We start from the raw sequence: 14546 nt of genomic DNA on the forward strand, positions 1-14546 counted from the left end.
GGGTTGGTGAGGCGCTGACGGGATAAAAGCAAAAGGCCGATTCTCTTGCGAGAACCGGCCTTTTGCCTTGTGGCGCCTCAGCCGCTTACTTGTTCGGCTGCGGCGTCATGCGCAGATACGGGCGCAGCGCCTTGTAGCCCTTCGGGAATTTCTGTTTGATGATTTCTTCGTCCTTCAACGACGGGACGATCACCACGTCGTCGCCCTGCTTCCAGTTGCCCGGCGTCGCCACCGAATGGTTGTCGGTGAGCTGCAGCGAGTCGATCACCCGCAGCACTTCGTCGAAGTTCCGGCCCGTGCTGGCCGGATAGGTGATGATGAGGCGCACCTTCCGCTTCGGATCGATCACGAACAGCGAACGGACCGTCAGGGTCTCGTTGGCGTTCGGGTGAATCATGTCGTACAGCTCAGCAACCTTGCGATCGCCGTCCGCGAGAATCGGAAAGCCGACGTTGGCCGCCTGCGTTTCGTTGATGTCCTTGATCCATTCCTTGTGCGACTCTGCCGTGTCGACCGACAGTGCGATCGTCTTCACGTTGCGCTTCTCGAACTCGCCCGCCAGCTTGGCGGTCAGACCGAGCTCGGTCGTGCAGACCGGCGTGAAGTCCGCCGGATGCGAGAACAGCACACCCCAGCTATCGCCCAGCCAATCATGAAACTTGATACGACCCACACTCGATTCCTGCTCGAAATCCGGTGCGATATCGCCAAGACGTAGACTCATGATGCATCTCCTTTAGATGTTCGGACAGTCCGCGCGAGCCTCTGCCCGCGACCCCGCAAAGTTAAAGCATACCGGACAGGCGGTGCACCGCTAACGAACATCGCGTCACTACTTTATGCGTTTTTGTAATTTTCGCCGTTTTAGTGGAAACTTTGCGGGACAGATCAACTCCATCTTAAGCAAACTTTCCTGCATGATGCTGTGGGTGGTAGCGTTCTCAAAGCTTTCCTCAACCAGGAACGGTTCGTGCGTTCCTTCGAACAATCGGGCACTGCGCTCGCCAGGGGCCGTTTCTTTGGTTACGATTCACGCGTGGCGTGAGCCGAAGGGGAGCTGTCAATGTCGGAAGTCAACAAGGAGAGATTGATGTCGGATATCAAAACCGTCCTCGCGGACGCGGAAGATCTGCTGAAACAGGCCGCGAGCGCCACGGGCGAGCGCGCTTCGGAACTGCGTGAAACGGCGCTGACGCGCCTGAAGCAGGCTAAGGAAAAAGCGGCTGACGTGCAGGTCGTGGTGGTCGAAAAAGGCAAGAAGGCTGCCCGCGCCACCGACGACTATGTGCATGAGCATCCGTGGGCATCCATCGGCATTGCCGCAGGCGCCGGCGTGCTGCTGGGTTTGCTGATCAACCGCAAGTAAGCAGGCACCACCTGATGCGCCGGGCGGCGAGCATCTCGGCTCCCGTCTCGGCCCATCAGCGAATCGAGTTGACCGGCGCCCGTCTGGCCGGTCCGCTTCTCCTGGCGCGCACAAGCGCCGGTTAGGCCTTTACGCGCAACGCCCACAGCTATGACGATCGAAACACAATCGCAGCGCGGAGAACACAGCCCGTTGCGCCGCATTATCGGATCCGTGTTTGCCATTTTGCAGACGCGGCTGGAACTGGTCGGCATTGAACTCGCCGAAGAAAAAGACCGTCTGCTTGCCGTGCTGTTTCTCGGCCTTGCCGCGATGATGCTCGCCACCATGGCGCTGATCGCATTGACGGCGCTGATCGCAATCGCTTTCTGGGACACTTACCGGTGGCAGGCGCTTGCCAGCATCACCGCGGTTTATGCGATTGCGGGACTGGCCTGTGCGCTGAAAGCGCGCAGTGGTCTGCGCAGTGCACCGATGGTATTCGAAGCGACTATCGCTGAGTTCGAAAAGGATCGCGACGTGTTTCGCAAACCGTGAAGCGGAGTGCGCTGCGCACTTTGCCTGCGGCAGCGTTGCACCGTTGTTGAGATGCTGTTGAGAAATGTGCGCGGTTTTGGGGTTTTTTAGGGTTTTAGTGCCCCGGTTTTAGTGCCCCGTCAGCAAGTTTTTTGCAGCACCCTTGCTGCACTATTTGCACTACCGCTCGCCGCTTTTTTGCAGTCGATTCGTAGCTGATTTGCGATTGTCTGTGATTGTCTGATTGCTCCACCTCCACTGCCGCCGACACGCCATGAGCCAGATCCATTCCGATACCGCCTTCCGTAACAAACGCCACCAGGCGAAAGATCTGAGCGCGCCGCACCTGCGAGCACTGCGCAAGGAACTGCTGATGGTGCGCGCGGATGTCGAGCGTATGGAGCTCGCTCAGGCAACCATCGAACTGCGCCAGGCGGTCACTCATTTCAGTTGGCTCAAGTTCCTTGTGCCGGGCTTTAGCAATATGCGCCCGGGCCGCGGCTCGAAGTCGAATTTCCTCAACGCGGGGAATATCGGCGCATTGCTGAAGGAGTATCCGCTGATCAGTTCCATCGCTTCGATGGTGCTCGCCAAGCCGTTGCGCGCGACGCTTGCCGCTGGCGCCAAACCGGCGCTCAAGTGGGGCGGCCTTGCGCTTGCCGGGTGGGAAGCGTATCGAATCTGGCAGCAGATGAAGCGTGATTCGGCTGGGTCTTCGCGGGAAAAGGTTGACTCGACGGATGGGGGGTATTGAAGGGTTGGGCGGAGTGGGTTGTAGCCCGCTAACCGGTTTTCCAGCATTCACCGATTGACGGCATTAAAACGCCGCTCCCATTACTACCGCTTCTATTACTTCTCTGTCCCGTCGCATCCAGCGTAAAGATGCCGCAGGCGTCGTCGCGCATGGGTCCGGACTCGGTCGGCGCGGCCTCTATCGAATAGCCGCCATTGGTGTCGTCCGCAGGCAGCACACGCAGGCTGTAGATCGGCGCACCGAATTGCGGCGCCTGATCCAGACCAGGAGGCAAAGCCGTCAGGTTGTCGCTCGCCGCACGCTCGACGAATTGCGCCGCCCGATAAAGCGCCGATGCCGCGTCGATTCGATGCGCGCGCTCGACGTGACTCCGATACGAAGGCACGGCGAATACGGCGAGCGTGGCAACTATCGCGAGCGTGATCATCAGTTCGAGCAACGTAAATGCGGATGTATGCCGGCCTGTCATGAGCCTCCCGTCAAAATGGCTTTGCGGCGACGCGGCGCCAATGGCGCTCGACTTTTTCGCCCTCGACGACCAGTTCCATCTGCAGCCAGACCTGCGACTCTTTAGTCCGCCCGAAGCCGCGCGAAGTCAGCAGGAATGCTCGTGCATCGGCGCGCGTGGCAAGACGCCATGCTTCGATCAAACATTGCGGCGGTCGCAGCGATCCGGGCCATTGCGCAACGGGTGCGACCGCGCCAGCCTCGAATGCGGATTCGAGCTTCCATTGCACCGGCTCACCCGAAGCAGCCGGTGGCATCGCGGCGGCACCGTCACCTGCCGCCGTGACGACAGCGCGGGAGCACAACGTCAGCACTGAATCGGCCGCATGGAACGCCTGCAGATAATCGCGGACGTTGCTAGCGGCGCGCGCCGACGCAAGCGAGCTTTCGAACCACGCTGCGGACGTGGCCAACATCATTGCGGCAATCAGCAACACGATGGGGAGCACAGTGCCGCGGCAATGAACGCGTGACATGCCACGCAGGCCCGCCTTCTTTCGATGCGCGGTCACAGAGAAACCCCCGCCGCTGAGTTACGTATCGCCACCCGCCGCCAGAACGCCTGCCGCGCGCGCGAGTCGGCGCTCATGGCGCTAATGCCGTCGCAATCGACATAACTCCCGCGCTGCGCTCGCGGAGCGCCTCGAACGAGCACGCAGAGGTCGACCGCAACGATCTTCGCCCATTGATCAACCGTGACCGCTGACGCTTCGATCGCGTCCAATCGGTCAGCTAGCCAGTACTTGATCCGCAAGCGCTCGACACCTTCGACCAACGGTTGCGCGGATCCCGCCTTGCCATTGCCCTCGCAATAGAGCTCCGGCTCCCCGGTCGAACCACTGACTCGCGCGAAATACCGGTTCACGACCGGGACACCGCGGTCACCGAGCGCCGCGTTGGTGGCGGTCACGGCTTGTCCGAGGCAGTCGGTGGTTTGCCCGGCCGCCGATGGCCACGTCGAGATGTTGTCTCCAACATACCGAACCACGACACCGTCCGAGCGGCTGGACAGCGTCTCGCAGACGGGGTTGTCGTCAGAGGCCGTCGGCCGGCCGCCCGAGCATCCGAATATCGGCGGAGGATTGGCGTAACGTACGACGTCCGCGGGCACGAAGCCGGCCATTTGCAGTTGCTGCCCGATCAAGGTCAGCGCGGTCAACCCGGCTTCGCGAATCCGCGCCGAGTCGCTGGCCTGTTCGAACGCCGCCCTCTGCGCTGTATAGAGCGAAACCGCGCCCGCAGTCACGAGCAAGCCCAATGCGATGGCGATCACGAATTCCACCAGCGTATGGCCGCGAGCAGAAACCGAACGCGCCATCATTCCGCGAACGCCAATGCGACGCATGAGAGGCCGGCGGGAACATCCACTCCGCCACAAGACTCGGGTTTGTCGATGATATTGTCGGCAGGCGGCATGTTGAGCGGGGCCACCCACGTCACACGCGCAGCGGACAGCCCGCCGCTTGCTTCCACCGACACCTGGCCATGCGGCAACAGCACCGCCGCTCGCGCGTTCCATTGCCTAATCACGGCATCGCTCGCGGTAGGTGCGTACATGGCCTCCGCGACCGAATCGGCAATCCACGCCGCGTGCTCGCGCTGTGCCGTCGCGTGCGCTTCGCGAGCGGTCCACAGTTGACCGGCGATTAACCCGAGCGCCGTCACCGCCATCAACGAAATCGCCAGCATGACTTCGATTAGCGAGCTGCCGTCGCATGCCAATGCGCGATGGCGCGGCCAGGGCCTCAGTGAAAGCCGCCTCACGACACGGCTCCGCAAGCACCCTGAACAATCCGCACGCGTCCCCCGGCGGCGATATGGATACAGCGTCGCCACGCGTTCCCCTGAGTTGCTCCTGAAGATACGCGCGGGGCGATTTCGAAACTGCGAAACGTGCCGATCAATTGCCCCGCCGGCGGCGTGAACGTGAGATTTGTCTGCGTCCCGCTGATGCTTACCGCACTTAACGAAGGATGCGCGCGCAAAAGCGTAAGCGTGCCGCCGCGCTCTGCCATGACGGCCCAGCCACAGGACCAGTCAGCAACGCCGTTGGCGCAAGCTTGCCCCGCGACAAGACACCGGCGTGCGGCGTCGACCCGGCAGACGGTAATACGTGTCCCGCGACGCAGCGCTTCGCTGCGCGCGTAGGCAAAGGTCGAGGCAAGCGCTTTCGCGCGGGCGTCGATCTGATCCCGCACGTGCCAGGCGACGAACGACGGCGTCGTCAGCACGGCGACGACAGCAAGTAGCGCAACCACGGCCAGCGTTTCGACGAGCGTAAAGCCGCCGGATGGCGGTCGACAGACGGCGTCCTGTTTCATCTGCATCCCTGATCGTTGCAAAGAATGCAGCCAATCTAGCGGTTCGCAAACGGCTCAACAATCGGCCGAATGGCCAGGTGGCACTCAGACGCTATCGCGCGCAAAAATGCACGCGTCGAACCATAACGGAGCGGGAGCAACCAATGTGCGAATCAACGCGGAGAAAAACGGATACTCGAACGCAACACGCGGCGCGGCCGCGATCAGCGCTTGCGGGGAGGCTTGGGAGGAGAAGAGGCGCGGCGAAATTCTTCGATTACGTCTTCGAACTCAGAGACGTCTTCAAAGCGCCGGTAAACGGAGGCAAAACGAACGTAGGCAATCGTATCGAGCTCGCGCAACTCGTTCATGACGAGTTCGCCGAGGCGCTCACTACGCACCTCACGCTCGCCGCTACCGAGCAACTGATACTCGATGCGGGCGACGGCCGCGTCGATCGCGTCCGCTGCGACCGGGCGCTTGCGCAGCGCCAGTTGCATGCTCGCGACGATCTTGCGGCGATCGAATTCCGTGCGGCTACCGTCCTTCTTGACGACCGACGGCAACGCCAGCTCGACCCGCTCATACGTCGTGAAACGTTTGTCGCAGGCCGGGCAGCGGCGGCGCCGGCGAATCGTTGCGCCGTCTTCGGATACGCGCGAGTCGACAACCTGCGTATCGGCGTGACGGCAGAAGGGGCAGTGCATAACGGCTTAACGGTAGACCGGGAAACGCTGGGTCAGCTCGGCAACCTGGCCGCGCACACGTTCGATCGTGGCGGTGTCTTCCGGGTTGTCCAGCACGTCGGCGATCAGGTTACCCACCTGCTCCGCTTCCTTGACACCGAAGCCGCGCGTGGTCATGGCCGGCGAGCCGAGACGCACACCGCTCGTCACGAACGGCTTTTCCGGGTCGTTCGGGATCGCGTTCTTGTTGACGGTGATGTGAGCGGCGCCCAGCGCGGCTTCCGCAGCCTTGCCCGTGATCTTCTTGGCGCGCAGATCGACCAGCATGACGTGGCTTTCGGTACGGCCCGACACGATACGCAGACCGCGCTTGACCAGCGTTTCAGCCAGCACGCGCGCGTTTTCGACCACTTGCTGCTGGTACACCTTGAATTCCGGCGACAGCGCTTCCTTGAACGCAACAGCCTTACCGGCGATCACGTGCATCAGCGGACCACCCTGAATGCCCGGGAAAATGGCCGAGTTGATCTGCTTCTCGAACTCGGCCTTCATCAGGATCACACCACCACGCGGGCCGCGCAGGCTTTTGTGCGTGGTGGTCGTGACGAAATCGGAGAACGGCACCGGGTTCGGGTACACGCCTGCAGCGACCAGACCGGCGTAGTGCGCCATGTCGACCATGAAGTACGCGCCGACCGACTTGGCGATCTTCGACAGACGTTCAAAATCGATACGCAGCGCGAATGCCGAAGCACCCGCCACGATCAGCTTCGGCTTGTGTTCCTGAGCGAGCTTCTCAGCGGCTTCGTAGTCGATGTCTTCCGCTTCGTTCAGGCCATAGCTGACGACGTTGAACCACTTGCCCGACATGTTGACCGGCGAACCGTGCGTCAGGTGACCACCGTGCGCGAGGCTCATGCCCATGATCGTGTCGCCCGGCTTCAGCATGGCGAAGAACACGCCCTGGTTGGCCTGCGAGCCCGAGTTCGGCTGGACGTTGGCCGCTTCGGCGCCGAACAGTTCCTTGACACGGTCGATCGCCAGTTGCTCGGCGATGTCGACGAATTCGCAGCCGCCGTAGTAGCGCTTGCCCGGATACCCTTCGGCGTATTTGTTGGTGAGCTGCGAGCCTTGCGCGGCCATCACAGCCGGGCTCGTATAGTTTTCCGACGCGATCAGTTCGATGTGCTCTTCCTGACGGCGGTTTTCCTGCTCGATGACTTTCCAGAGTTCAGGATCGACGTTGGCGATGGTGCTTTGGGCTCTATCAAACATACGGATTCCGTTGAGTGTGTTCAGGTTGACCGGATCGTGCGCCGAATCTTGCGTAGAGGGTACGCAGCGCTGCTGGCGGCTGGGCCAGCCCTGACGTGGCGGATAGAGAGACGCCGCACACGCGAGGCAGGACAGCCACCGTCAGCGCAGATCAATGCGCGCGGATCACGGCTGCCCAGGCGAACGGCAAAACGGCACCCTGCGCTTCACGGTGGGTTGTTCCACCTTGAACCCGATTGCTTGAATCGGTTCTATCGCCAGTCACGCAGGGATGAGCGCGTTAGTTTATTGGAAGAGGATCGAATAGGCAACCGGCTACCGGTCGACGCCGGGCGTGCTCGAGAGGCCAGCCCAAGGGCCTCCGGGTGCGGTGTGCAAAGGTCTGAAGAAAACGCGCTGCAAGCCCGCTGCGCGTCCCTGCCACAGCCGCTCATGCGGCTGGTTCAGCCTTGCCGCAGCGCCGCATTGGAAGTAGGCTTGGGACCTTTCTCCTTTACCGACCAGGAAACTGCAATGATCGTGTTCGTCACCGGAGCGTCCGCGGGATTCGGCGCCGCTATCGCTCGCGCCTTCGTCAAGGGCGGCCATCGTGTCGTCGCCACCGCGCGCCGGAAGGACCGCCTTCAGGCGCTCGCCGACGAACTCGGCGACGCGCTTCTGCCCTACGAACTCGACGTACGCGACCGCGCGGCCGTCGAGGCGGTGCCCGCCGGACTGCCGGCGGATTTCGCCGAAATCGACGTGCTCGTCAATAACGCCGGCCTCGCGCTCGGCACCGAGCCGGCGCAAAAAGCGAGTCTGGACGCGTGGAACACCATGATCGAAACCAACTGCACGGGCCTCGTACAGGTTACGCACGCCTTGCTGCCCGGCATGGTGGAGCGCAATCGCGGTCACGTATTTAACCTGGGCTCGGCGGCCGGTAGCTGGCCGTACGCAGGCGGCAACGTTTACGGCGCCACCAAGGCCTTTGTGCGCCAGTTCAGCCTGAACCTGCGCGCCGATCTGGCCGGCACCGCGCTGCGCGTCACCGACATCGAGCCGGGCCTGTGCGGCGGCACCGAATTCTCGAACGTGCGTTTTCGCGGCGACGACGACAAAGCCGCGAAAATGTACGAAAACGTGCAACCGCTGACGCCCGAAGATATCGCCGACTCGATCTACTGGATCGCCACCCGACCGGCCCACGTCAACATCAACACGATCGAACTCATGCCGGTGGCCCAATCGTTCTCCGCTTTGAGCGTTTATCGCGGCTGAGCCCCGCCGGGCAAGGCGCACACTTTGAAACAGACCTCAAGGTATGCGTTCCGGTAAAATGCGCCGCATGAATGAGTCGACCAGCCAGTCCGGCACCGAAATTGGCTGCACGTGGTCCATCCGCGTGTACTACGAAGATACCGACGCCGGCGGCATCGTGTTTTACGCGAACTACCTGAAGTTTTTTGAGCGGGCGCGCACCGAATGGCTGCGCGCGTGCGGCGTCGACCAGCGCCGGCTCGCGGATGAAACAGGCGCGATGTTTATCGTAAGCAGCACTGCGGTCGACTATCGGGCGCCGGCACGGCTCGACGATATCGTCAACGTCGTAAGCCGGATCGAACGGCTAGGCAGGGCTTCGGTCGACTTCGTGCAGGAGGCGTGGCGTGACGGCACGCTGCTTGCTACCGGTTCCATCCGGGTCGGCTGCGTCGATCGTATTGCGCTGCGGCCGGCCGCGATTCCTTCACCGGTTCTGGCCGCTTTGCGGCGCGGGCCGGCCGCGAGCAGCGGCGGCGTGTCAACGGACAACGACTGAATCCCGTTGTTACGGGGCCAGTGAACTCATATCGATCTAGCAACACAAAGCATGGTTCGGCTTGCAATCTCGCCGATGCTTCCGTTTTGCTCACGGCAAGCTTCGACTGACCTTGCAGCCGGACGCCCCCTTCCGGGACGTTAAAACGAACCTTTATGAACACTACACAAGATCTGTCGATCGTTTCACTCGTACTCAATGCGAGCCTGCTAGCGCAGGCCGTGATGGCGCTGCTGCTGTTGCTGTCGCTGTTGTCGTGGACTTTCATTTTCCGCAAGTGGTTTGCGATCCGCCGGGCGCGCGCGCAAACTGAACGCTTCGAACGCGATTTCTGGTCGGGCGGCGACCTGCAGGCGCTGTATCAAAGCGCGGCCAACAACCGCCATACGATCGGCGCGCTGGAACGCATTTTCGAGTCCGGCATGCGCGAATTCCTGAAGGGCAAGGAAAAACGCCTGAATGACTCGGGCGCGATTCTCGACGGCGCACGGCGCGCCATGCGCGCTGCGTTCCAGCGTGAAATGGACGTGCTCGAAGCCAACCTCGCATTTCTCGCGTCGGTCGGTTCGGTCAGCCCGTATATCGGTCTGTTCGGCACGGTGTGGGGGATCATGAACGCGTTCCGCGGCCTCGCCAATGTGCAGCAGGCCACGCTGGCGAACGTCGCGCCGGGTATCGCCGAAGCGCTGACCGCCACCGCGATCGGCCTGTTCGCCGCGATTCCGGCCGTGGTGGCCTATAACCGCTACGCGCACGACATCGATCGTTTGGCGATCCGCTTCGAGACCTTCATCGAAGAGTTCTCGAACATTCTGCAGCGCCAGGCACAGTAAGGAGTCCATGATGGCAGGCTCTCGTTCCTCCAGCATGCGCGGCAGCCGTCAGCGCCGCGCCATGGCCGACATCAACGTCGTGCCGTATATCGACGTGATGCTCGTGCTGCTCGTGATCTTCATGGTGACTGCGCCGCTGGTCGCCCCGTCGATCGTCAATCTGCCCACCGTAGGCGGCGCCGCGCCGCAACAGCAAACGCCTCCCGTGATCGTGAACATCCGTGCGGACGGCAACATGAGCGTCAAATACAAGGACGATTCCGGCGCGCAGCAGCAGGAAGACATGTCGAAGGCTGATCTGAAAGGCTTCATCGCCGATCGTGCGCAAGCGCATCCCGATCAGCCCGTCGTGATCGCCGCCGACAAGACCGTGAAGTACGAAGTCGTCATGAACGTGATGTCCGAACTGAAAGGCGAAGGCGTCAAACGTGTTGGATTGCTCGTCAAATCGCAATGATCCGCAAGAATCCCGACTACCCGCTCCAGCCACCGCGTGAACGCGGCACCTGGCGAGCCTTTGTGTTCGCGCTGGTGATGCACGCGTTGCTCGGGTTCTTCCTGTATCACGGCATTCAGTGGCAAAACAGTACGCCGGAAGGTGCGGAAGCCGAGTTGTGGACCGAAGTGCCGGATACGACCCTTCCGCGTCCCGTTCCGCCCCCGCCGCCCGTGCCGGTCGCCCCTGCCCCGCCGTTGCCGGACGAACAGGCCGACATCGCGCTGCAGGAAAAGAAACGCCAGCAGCAGGAAGCTGCTCGTCAGGCGCAACTGGCTGAGCAGTTGCGCCAGCAAAAGTTGCAGGCCCAGCAGGAAGCCGAGGCGAAACGGCAGCAGCAACTGGCCGCCGACCAGGCTGCGCAGCTTGCCGCGCAAAAGGCTGCGGCAGCGAAACAGAAGCAGCAGCAACAGCAACAGCAGCAGGCCGACAAGCTCAAGCAACAGCAACTGGCCGATCAGCAAAAGCAGCAGCAGAAAGAACAACAGCAACAGGAACAGCAGAAGCAGGCCGACGCTGACGCGGCGCAGAAGAAGGCCGATGCGCAGAAAGCGGCCAAGGCCAAGGCTCAGGCCGACGCTGCGGCGCAAGCGAAGAAGGTGGACTCGGAACGTCGCGCGCGTCTCGCACAGATGATGCAAGGTTCGGCCGGCGGAACGGGCTCGACCGATGGGCTCGGAAAGAGCGGCACGGGTACGGGTTCGGGCGGCACGGCAACATCGCCGGGTTACGCGGACAAGGTCCGTCGTCTGGTTCTCCGGAATATCTCATGGTCCGGCGAAACGGAAGGTCTGGAAACCGTGATCACCGTGCGCTGTTCGCCGACGGGCACATTGCTTGATGCCAGCGTGTTGCACAGCAGCGGCAACTCGGCGTGGGACGACGCGGCATTGCGAGCGGTTCAGCGTTCGAACCCGATGCCTCAGGACATCGACGGCAAGACGCCAACCAGTTTCAAAATTACGTTGCGGCCGGCAGGTTGATTTCAGCAGCATGACAGTCAGTTGACAGCAGACCTGGCGCCCCGCCCAGCGTGGCGCCATTCGGGAACGAATTAGTGCTTTCCGGGTCTGTCTGCTGTCGTGAAGTCTTAGTAAAACCGTTTTTGGGGAAACCATACAGCATGAGTTTGATGACCAAGCTAGGCCTGCGGACACTTGTAGCGTCGTGCCTGATCGCCGTCGGCGGTGCCGCCAACGCACAACTCAACGTCCTCGTGACAGGCGTCGGGTCAACCCAGTTTCCGATCGCAACGGCGAATTTCGCCAATGAAGCGAACTCGCCGCAACAGGTCAGCACGATCGTGCGCCAGGATCTGCAACGCAGCGGCAAGTTCACGAACATCGACGCGGGCGCCACGCCCGTCGCCGAAACCGATTCCGTCGACCTCGGCAGCTGGAAGGCCAAGGGCGCCAACGCATTCGTGTCGGGCAGCGTGAACCGCCTGCCGAACGGCCAGTACGAAGTGCGTTTCAAACTGTACGACACGGTCAAGGGCGAAAGCCTCGGCGGCCTCGTGCTCGTGAGCCCGGAAAGCGGCTTGCGCATGAGCGCGCATAAAGTTGCCGACTACATTTACGCCAAACTGATGGGCGGCCGCGGTGTGTTCGCTACGCGTCTGTCGTACGTGATCAAGACCGGCGGCCGTTACCAGTTGCAGATTTCCGATTCGGATGGCCAGGACGCGCACATCGCGCTGTCGAGCCCCGAGCCGATCATCTCGCCGGCCTGGTCGCCTGACGGCACCAAGGTTGCTTACGTATCGTTCGAAAAGAAGAAGCCGATCGTCTACATTCACGATCTGCCTACGGGCCGCCGTGTGGTCGTCTCGGATCAGAAGGGCAACAACAGTGCGCCGGCCTGGTCGCCGGACGGCCGCACGCTGGCCGTCGCGCTCTCGCGCACCGGCAATACGCAGATTTTCGCCGTCAATGCAGACGGCAGCGGCCTGCGCCGCCTCACGCAAGGCAGCTCGATCGACACCGAACCGTGCTTCTCTCCTGACGGCCAGTCGATCTATTTCACGAGCGACCGTGGCGGCCAACCGCAAATCTACAAGATGCCGGCAGCGGGCGAAAACGCCGGCGCCGCGCAACGCGTCACGTTCACGGGCAGCTATAACACCAGCCCGCGCATCAGCCCGGACGGCAAACAGCTCGCTTATATCTCGCGCGTCGGCGGCGGGTTCAAGCTTTATATCCAGGACCTGCAAGGCAACACTGCCACAGGCCTGACGGACACGACACATGACGAATCGCCGAGCTTCGCGGCGAACGGTCAGTACATTCTTTACGCCACACAGGTGAACGGCCGTGGCGTGTTGGCCGCAGTATCGACCGACGGTCGCACTCGGCAGGTCCTGTCCGTTCAGGGTGGCAGCGTACGCGAGCCATCCTGGGGCCCGTTTATGCAATAACGTTGATGCAATAACACAAGGAGAGTAACCAAATGATGTCCAAACTTCGTTTCGCCTTTGCCGTATTGATGGTCGGTGCACTGGCCGCGTGTCACTCGGGCGTCAAGCTCGACGAAAACGCTAACAAGGGTGGTGCAGTCTCGACGCAGCCGAACCCGACCGATGTCGCACAGGTCAACGTCGATCCGCTGAACGATCCGAACAGCCCGCTGGCCAAACGCAGCATTTACTTCGACTTCGACAGCTACTCGGTCAAAGACGACTACCAATCGCTGCTGCAACAACACGCGCAATACCTGAAGAGCCATCCGCAACGTCACGTCCTGATCCAGGGCAACACCGACGAACGCGGCACGAGCGAGTACAACCTGGCACTCGGCCAGAAGCGTGCTGAAGCGGTGCGCCGTTCGCTGTCGTTGATGGGCGTGACGGACTCGCAAATGGAAGCCGTGAGCCTGGGCAAGGAAAAGCCGCAAGCTACGGGTCATGACGAATCGTCGTGGGCACAAAACCGCCGCGCCGACCTCGTGTACCAACAGTAAGTAACGGGTGATGAGCCGAATGACGCATCGTTTCTCCTGGCTGCGGTTTGCCGCAGCGGCCTGTGTCGCAGGCACCGCCTTCGTGACGGTGCCCGCGCATGCGGGCATCTTCGACGACGATCAGGCCCGTCAGGCCATTCTCGATCTGCGTTCGAAGACCGATAGCCTGTCGAGCCAGTTGTCGGCCGCACAGCGTACGATCCTCGATCAGTCCAACCGTCTCGACCAGCTCAACCAGCAGGTCGCTACGCTGCGTGGACAGAACGAGGACATGGGCAACCAGCTCACCACGCTGCAAAAACAGCAGAAGGACTACTACACCGATCTGGACACGCGGCTGAAGAAATTCGAGCCGCAGCAACAGACGGTGGACGGCGTCCAGGGTGAGGTTCAGCCGGGTGAAACCGATTCGTTCAACGCGGCTTCGCAGCAGTTCCGTGGTGGCGATTTCAAGAATGCGGCGGCGTCGTTCCGCACTTTCATCTCCAAGTATCCGAACAGTCCTTACCAGCCGACCGCGCAGTACTGGCTCGGCAACGCGCTGTATGCATTGCGCGACTACAAGGGTTCGACGGCGACCTGGCAGGGTGTGGTGAAGAACTACCCGCAGCATCCGCGTGCGCCGGATTCACTGATGGCGATTGCGAACAATCAGCTCGAGCAAGGTCAGAAGGCTGCGGCCAAGAAGACGCTGGAGCAGATCGTGGCGCAATACAGCGGCTCGGACGTCGCTCAGTCGGCTCAGAGCAAGCTGTCGCAGATCAAGTAGTTCTGATGGTTGTGTTGCAGGTAGTAATCGCAGGCAGTAACGCGCAGTGTCCGACGTCATAGTCACGCGCGCCTCTCGCTGGAAAGCCCGGGTAGCGATACCCGGGCTTTTCACTATCTGAGTGAAGTAGCGGTAGCCGAATGGGTCACTACGGGTTGACAGCCCGCCAAGGCTATCGCTATAATCTCGCTTCTCTTTTGGGTCGTTAGCTCAGCTGGTAGAGCAGCGGACTTTTAATCCGTTGGTCACAGGTTCGAATCCCGTACGGCCTACCAAAGAAATCAAAGG

General features: G+C 61.6%; 19 protein-coding genes, 1 tRNA gene and 1 riboswitch. Of the genes, 12 read left to right on the forward strand and 8 right to left on the reverse strand.

Going from position 1 to position 14546, the window contains the following annotated elements; translation table 11 throughout:
• Positions 1-85: 85 nt before the first annotated feature.
• Positions 86-724, reverse strand: coding sequence for a peroxiredoxin (locus FA94_RS15995; RefSeq protein ID WP_035552890.1), 639 nt, complete (start codon positions 722-724; stop codon positions 86-88).
• Between the two features lie 339 nt (positions 725-1063).
• Between FA94_RS15995 and FA94_RS16000 the strand changes: the two genes are divergently transcribed.
• The 3 genes from FA94_RS16000 (at position 1064) to FA94_RS16010 (ending at position 2636) form a co-directional block, all read left to right on the forward strand.
• On the forward strand, positions 1064-1366 hold the full coding sequence (locus FA94_RS16000; RefSeq protein WP_028198798.1) for an ElaB/YgaM/YqjD family protein: 303 nt from the start codon (positions 1064-1066) through the stop codon (positions 1364-1366).
• 150 nt (positions 1367-1516) lie between these two features.
• Positions 1517-1903, forward strand: coding sequence for a phage holin family protein (locus FA94_RS16005; RefSeq protein WP_035552894.1), 387 nt, complete (start codon positions 1517-1519; stop codon positions 1901-1903).
• 253 nt (positions 1904-2156) lie between these two features.
• The gene (locus tag FA94_RS16010) at positions 2157-2636 is read left to right on the forward strand and encodes a DUF3318 domain-containing protein (RefSeq protein ID WP_035552896.1); all 480 of its coding nucleotides are present in this window, start codon (positions 2157-2159) and stop codon (positions 2634-2636) included.
• Positions 2637-2664: 28 nt separating this feature from the next.
• Here the strand turns inward: FA94_RS16010 and FA94_RS16015 are convergent, their stop codons facing one another.
• From FA94_RS16015 to glyA, 7 genes are all read right to left on the reverse strand, one after another.
• The gene (locus FA94_RS16015) at positions 2665-3105 is read right to left on the reverse strand and encodes a type IV pilin protein (protein WP_035552899.1); all 441 of its coding nucleotides are present in this window, start codon (positions 3103-3105) and stop codon (positions 2665-2667) included.
• Between the two features lie 10 nt (positions 3106-3115).
• Positions 3116-3619, reverse strand: a complete 504-nt coding sequence (locus FA94_RS16020; RefSeq protein ID WP_231584964.1) for a pilus assembly PilX family protein — start codon at positions 3617-3619, stop codon at positions 3116-3118.
• Between the two features lie 32 nt (positions 3620-3651).
• Positions 3652-4464: a PilW family protein gene (locus FA94_RS16025; protein ID WP_156126643.1), complete on the reverse strand. Its 813-nt coding sequence runs from the start codon at positions 4462-4464 to the stop codon at positions 3652-3654.
• A complete protein-coding gene (locus tag FA94_RS16030; protein ID WP_231584965.1) occupies positions 4461-4832 on the reverse strand; it encodes a hypothetical protein in 372 nt (123 codons plus the stop codon). The genes FA94_RS16025 and FA94_RS16030 overlap by 4 nt, the downstream gene beginning before the upstream one ends.
• A 71-nt stretch (positions 4833-4903) precedes the next feature.
• Positions 4904-5464 carry a GspH/FimT family pseudopilin gene (locus tag FA94_RS16035; RefSeq protein ID WP_197070212.1) on the reverse strand — a complete coding sequence of 187 codons (561 nt, stop codon included), beginning with the start codon at positions 5462-5464 and terminating at the stop codon, positions 4904-4906.
• 203 nt (positions 5465-5667) lie between these two features.
• Positions 5668-6150, reverse strand: a complete 483-nt coding sequence (gene nrdR / locus FA94_RS16040; protein ID WP_035552907.1) for a transcriptional regulator NrdR — start codon at positions 6148-6150, stop codon at positions 5668-5670.
• A 6-nt stretch (positions 6151-6156) separates the two neighbouring features.
• On the reverse strand, positions 6157-7404 hold the full coding sequence (gene glyA, locus FA94_RS16045; protein WP_035552909.1) for a serine hydroxymethyltransferase: 1248 nt from the start codon (positions 7402-7404) through the stop codon (positions 6157-6159).
• Between the two features lie 166 nt (positions 7405-7570).
• Positions 7571-7679: riboswitch (ZMP/ZTP riboswitch) on the reverse strand.
• A 238-nt stretch (positions 7680-7917) separates the two neighbouring features.
• On the opposite strand from glyA, the gene ydfG reads away from it, so the two are divergent.
• The 9 genes from ydfG to FA94_RS16090 all read left to right on the forward strand — a co-directional run bounded on the left by ydfG (position 7918) and on the right by FA94_RS16090 (position 14533).
• Positions 7918-8664: a bifunctional NADP-dependent 3-hydroxy acid dehydrogenase/3-hydroxypropionate dehydrogenase YdfG gene (gene ydfG, locus FA94_RS16050; protein WP_035552911.1), complete on the forward strand. Its 747-nt coding sequence runs from the start codon at positions 7918-7920 to the stop codon at positions 8662-8664.
• A gap of 58 nt (positions 8665-8722) precedes the next feature.
• The gene (gene ybgC / locus FA94_RS16055) at positions 8723-9202 is read left to right on the forward strand and encodes a tol-pal system-associated acyl-CoA thioesterase (RefSeq protein ID WP_035562250.1); all 480 of its coding nucleotides are present in this window, start codon (positions 8723-8725) and stop codon (positions 9200-9202) included.
• 155 nt (positions 9203-9357) lie between these two features.
• Positions 9358-10035, forward strand: a complete 678-nt coding sequence (tolQ, locus tag FA94_RS16060; protein WP_012431821.1) for a protein TolQ — start codon at positions 9358-9360, stop codon at positions 10033-10035.
• Positions 10036-10045: 10 nt separating this feature from the next.
• The gene (gene tolR, locus FA94_RS16065) at positions 10046-10492 is read left to right on the forward strand and encodes a protein TolR (protein WP_035552913.1); all 447 of its coding nucleotides are present in this window, start codon (positions 10046-10048) and stop codon (positions 10490-10492) included.
• Positions 10489-11514, forward strand: a complete 1026-nt coding sequence (tolA, locus tag FA94_RS16070) for a cell envelope integrity protein TolA (RefSeq protein ID WP_035552916.1) — start codon at positions 10489-10491, stop codon at positions 11512-11514. The genes tolR and tolA overlap by 4 nt, the downstream gene beginning before the upstream one ends.
• 140 nt (positions 11515-11654) lie before the next feature.
• Positions 11655-12947, forward strand: coding sequence for a Tol-Pal system beta propeller repeat protein TolB (tolB, locus tag FA94_RS16075; protein ID WP_035552918.1), 1293 nt, complete (start codon positions 11655-11657; stop codon positions 12945-12947).
• A gap of 32 nt (positions 12948-12979) precedes the next feature.
• Positions 12980-13489: a peptidoglycan-associated lipoprotein Pal gene (gene pal, locus FA94_RS16080; RefSeq protein ID WP_035552920.1), complete on the forward strand. Its 510-nt coding sequence runs from the start codon at positions 12980-12982 to the stop codon at positions 13487-13489.
• Between the two features lie 19 nt (positions 13490-13508).
• Complete coding sequence (gene ybgF, locus FA94_RS16085; protein WP_035552923.1) at positions 13509-14258, forward strand: tol-pal system protein YbgF; 750 nt, start codon at positions 13509-13511, stop codon at positions 14256-14258.
• Positions 14259-14457: 199 nt separating this feature from the next.
• A tRNA-Lys gene (locus tag FA94_RS16090) sits at positions 14458-14533 on the forward strand.
• Positions 14534-14546: the final 13 nt, after the last annotated feature.

The organism is Burkholderia sp. 9120, from assembly GCF_000745015.1.
Taxonomy (GTDB): domain Bacteria; phylum Pseudomonadota; class Gammaproteobacteria; order Burkholderiales; family Burkholderiaceae; genus Paraburkholderia.

Excerpts from the sequence above, each read along its gene's own strand:
- FA94_RS16005 (WP_035552894.1), top strand. The coding sequence starts at position 1,517 with ATGACGATCGAAACACAATCGCAGCGCGGAGAACACAGCCCGTTGCGC.
- glyA (WP_035552909.1), bottom strand. The coding sequence starts at position 7,404 with ATGTTTGATAGAGCCCAAAGCACCATCGCCAACGTCGATCCTGAACTC.
- FA94_RS16035 (WP_197070212.1), bottom strand. The coding sequence starts at position 5,464 with ATGAAACAGGACGCCGTCTGTCGACCGCCATCCGGCGGCTTTACGCTC.
- FA94_RS16020 (WP_231584964.1), bottom strand. The coding sequence starts at position 3,619 with ATGTCACGCGTTCATTGCCGCGGCACTGTGCTCCCCATCGTGTTGCTG.
- FA94_RS16030 (WP_231584965.1), bottom strand. The coding sequence starts at position 4,832 with ATGCTGGCGATTTCGTTGATGGCGGTGACGGCGCTCGGGTTAATCGCC.
- FA94_RS16015 (WP_035552899.1), bottom strand. The coding sequence starts at position 3,105 with ATGACAGGCCGGCATACATCCGCATTTACGTTGCTCGAACTGATGATC.
- ybgC (WP_035562250.1), top strand. The coding sequence starts at position 8,723 with ATGCGCCGCATGAATGAGTCGACCAGCCAGTCCGGCACCGAAATTGGC.
- tolQ (WP_012431821.1), top strand. The coding sequence starts at position 9,358 with ATGAACACTACACAAGATCTGTCGATCGTTTCACTCGTACTCAATGCG.
- FA94_RS16010 (WP_035552896.1), top strand. The coding sequence starts at position 2,157 with ATGAGCCAGATCCATTCCGATACCGCCTTCCGTAACAAACGCCACCAG.
- tolR (WP_035552913.1), top strand. The coding sequence starts at position 10,046 with ATGGCAGGCTCTCGTTCCTCCAGCATGCGCGGCAGCCGTCAGCGCCGC.
- ybgF (WP_035552923.1), top strand. The coding sequence starts at position 13,509 with ATGACGCATCGTTTCTCCTGGCTGCGGTTTGCCGCAGCGGCCTGTGTC.
- pal (WP_035552920.1), top strand. The coding sequence starts at position 12,980 with ATGATGTCCAAACTTCGTTTCGCCTTTGCCGTATTGATGGTCGGTGCA.
- ydfG (WP_035552911.1), top strand. The coding sequence starts at position 7,918 with ATGATCGTGTTCGTCACCGGAGCGTCCGCGGGATTCGGCGCCGCTATC.
- FA94_RS15995 (WP_035552890.1), bottom strand. The coding sequence starts at position 724 with ATGAGTCTACGTCTTGGCGATATCGCACCGGATTTCGAGCAGGAATCG.
- tolA (WP_035552916.1), top strand. The coding sequence starts at position 10,489 with ATGATCCGCAAGAATCCCGACTACCCGCTCCAGCCACCGCGTGAACGC.
- tolB (WP_035552918.1), top strand. The coding sequence starts at position 11,655 with ATGAGTTTGATGACCAAGCTAGGCCTGCGGACACTTGTAGCGTCGTGC.
- FA94_RS16025 (WP_156126643.1), bottom strand. The coding sequence starts at position 4,464 with ATGATGGCGCGTTCGGTTTCTGCTCGCGGCCATACGCTGGTGGAATTC.
- FA94_RS16000 (WP_028198798.1), top strand. The coding sequence starts at position 1,064 with ATGTCGGAAGTCAACAAGGAGAGATTGATGTCGGATATCAAAACCGTC.
- nrdR (WP_035552907.1), bottom strand. The coding sequence starts at position 6,150 with ATGCACTGCCCCTTCTGCCGTCACGCCGATACGCAGGTTGTCGACTCG.